The sequence below is a fragment of the Butyrivibrio sp. genome, assembly GCF_024699075.1.
Map to the genome: position 1 here is coordinate 1 of NZ_JAILQF010000151.1, position 2,874 is coordinate 2,874.

General features: G+C 39.1%; 3 protein-coding genes. All 3 read left to right on the forward strand.

Translation table 11 applies throughout. From position 1 onward, the window contains the following. Positions 1 to 1,323, forward strand: a 1,323-nt coding sequence (locus K6G87_RS05940) for a 2-isopropylmalate synthase (protein ID WP_296834931.1), incomplete at its 5' end; no start/stop codon positions are given. Positions 1,324 to 1,352: 29 nt separating this feature from the next. Next, a complete protein-coding gene (locus K6G87_RS05945; RefSeq protein WP_296834935.1) occupies positions 1,353 to 2,030 on the forward strand; it encodes a GntR family transcriptional regulator in 678 nt (225 codons plus the stop codon). 47 nt (positions 2,031 to 2,077) lie between these two features. Further along, positions 2,078 to 2,874: NADP-dependent isocitrate dehydrogenase (locus K6G87_RS05950; RefSeq protein ID WP_296834933.1), on the forward strand; the 797-nt coding region annotated here is incomplete at its 3' end.

A 2,874-nucleotide genomic window follows, 5' to 3' on the forward strand; every position in this document is an offset into this window, starting at 1 on the left:
CAAAAGCCGAATGTATTCAGAAACATGTTTCCTTATGAGGAAATACCTAAAATTCCGTTCAATGATCGTATAGTTCCGCATAATATGCCTAAGGACATATGGATTACTGATACTACTTTTCGTGATGGCCAGCAGTCTCGCGCACCATATACAACAGAGCAGATAGTCAGAATCTATGACATGCTTCATGAACTTGGTGGACCAAATGGAATGATAAGAGCTTCAGAGTTCTTTTTATATAGTAAAAAGGACCGTGATGCAGTTTATAAGTGTCTTGAAAAAGGCTATAAGTTCCCGGAAGTAACAAGCTGGATCCGTGCAAGTCAGGAGGATTTCAAGCTTGTCAAGGAAATAGGACTTAAGGAGACAGGAATACTTGTTTCCTGCTCAGATTATCATATTTTCTTAAAACTCAAGATGACAAGAAAACAGGCTATGGAGCATTATCTTTCAGTTATCCGTTCCTGTCTGGATGAGGGTATAAGCCCAAGATGCCATCTTGAAGATATAACTCGTGCAGATATTTACGGTTTCGTAGTTCCTTTCTGTATCGAGCTTATGAAATTAAAAGAAGAATATAATATACCGATAAAAGTGCGCGCTTGTGATACAATGGGATATGGTGTCAATTTCTCGGGTGCTGTTATTCCAAGAAGTGTACAGGGTATCATCTATGCTCTTAATACTAACGGAGGCGTTCCGTCTGAGCTTATGGAGTGGCATGGCCACAACGATTTCTATAAGGCGGTCACTAACTCTACTACAGCATGGCTTTATGGCTGCAGCGGTGTAAACTGCTCACTGTTTGGAATCGGAGAGCGTACAGGTAATACTCCTTTGGAAGCTATGGTATTTGAATATGCTCAGCTTAAGGGTACGCTTGATGGCATGAATACTCAGGTTATAACAGACCTTGCACAGTATTATGAAAAGGAAATTGGCTTCCATATTCCGCCACAGACTCCTTTTGTAGGTAAGAATTTTAATGTTACAAGAGCAGGTATCCATGCTGATGGCCTTCTTAAAAATGAGGAAATCTACAATATTTTTGATACGGATAAGTTCCTTAGAAGACCTCCTATAAGTGCTGTAAGTAATACTTCAGGACTTGCAGGAATAGCACACTGGATCAATATTCACTATCATCTTAAAGATGAAAATGCGATGGACAAGAAGTCACCGCTTGTAATAAAGATTAAAGAATGGGTAGACAGTCAGTATGCAGATGGAAGAGTTACTGTTCTGACTGATGAAGAACTTGTTGCTGAAATTGCGAATGTACAAAAAGAGCTGGGCATAGAAAACGGCTTAAATGAGGTATAAACGTGAATAATGAATTGAATCCTGAAGAGATGGATAAGTATTCTTTGCGAGGCAGAGTTTTCCACAAGATTCGTGAAGACATTCTTAATGGTAAGTACAAGGATAATGAAGAATTAAAAGAAGTAGCTATAGGTAAAGAACTGGGAGTTTCAAGAACTCCTGTTCGTGAAGCTTTCAGACAGCTTGAGCTTGAGGGCCTTATTAAGATCATTCCCAACAGGGGAGCGTATGTAACAGGAATTCATGCAAATGATGTAAAAGATATATACATGATCCGCTCCAAACTTGAGGGACTATGTGCCAGATGGGCATGCGAGCATATATCAAAAGAGCAGATGGAAGAAATGGAAGAGGTTGTATATCTTTCAGAGTTTCATGCTTCCAAAGGTCACATGGACCAGCTTGCAGAGCTCGATAACCGCTTCCATACTATTCTTTATGAATCATGTAATTCCAAAATGCTTGAGCATACTCTTAAGGATTTCCATCAGTATGTTCTTAGGATCAGGCAGAAGACTCTTTCTACAAACAGAGGTCCTGTGTCCAATAAGGAACATGAAAAGATAATGCTTGCTATAAAGGATAAGAATGCAGATCTTGCAGAGGAGCTTGCTAATCAGCATATGATCAACGCATATACAAATATGGTCAAATACGGATTGTATGATTTGTATAGTGAAGATAATGAGAAAGCAGAAGAGAAATAATTATTAAAGTAACTATAGAATAAGAATACATAATAGGAGAAGATTTAATGGCTAAAATCCAGATGACTACACCAATTGTTGAGATGGACGGAGATGAGATGACCAGAATTATCTGGGCACTTATCAAGGAGCACCTTCTTACACCTTTTATTGATCTGAAGACTGAATATTATGATCTTGGTCTTAAACACAGAGATGAAACTGATGATCAGGTTACAATCGATTCTGCTAATGCTACAGCAAAGTATGGTGTTGCAGTAAAATGCGCTACTATAACACCTAATGCTGACAGAGTAAAAGAGTATGATCTTAAGAAAATGTACAAGTCTCCAAATGGTACGATTCGTGCAATCCTGGATGGAACAGTATTCCGTACACCTATTATGGTCAAAGGCATTGATCCTAATGTTCGCACATGGCAAAAGCCTATAACACTTGCCCGTCATGCATACGGCGATGTTTATAAGAACGTAGAGATCAAGGTTCCTGGTGCAGGTAAAGCAGAGCTTGTATTTACAGGCGCTGATGGAAAAGAAATCCGTGAGACAATTCAGGAATTCGACGGACCTGGAATTATTCAGGGAATGCACAATAAGGACAAGTCAATTGAAAGCTTTGCACACAGCTGCTTCCAGTATGCGCTTGATACCAAGATGGATGTATGGTTTGCGACCAAGGATACTATCAGTAAGACTTATGATGCAAACTTCCGTGCTATTTTTGACAAGGTATTCGAAAAAGAATATAAGGATAAATTTGATAAAGCCGGCATAACATATTTCTATACACTTATAGATGATGCTGTTGCACGTGTTATGAAGTCTAAGGGCGGATTTATCTGGGC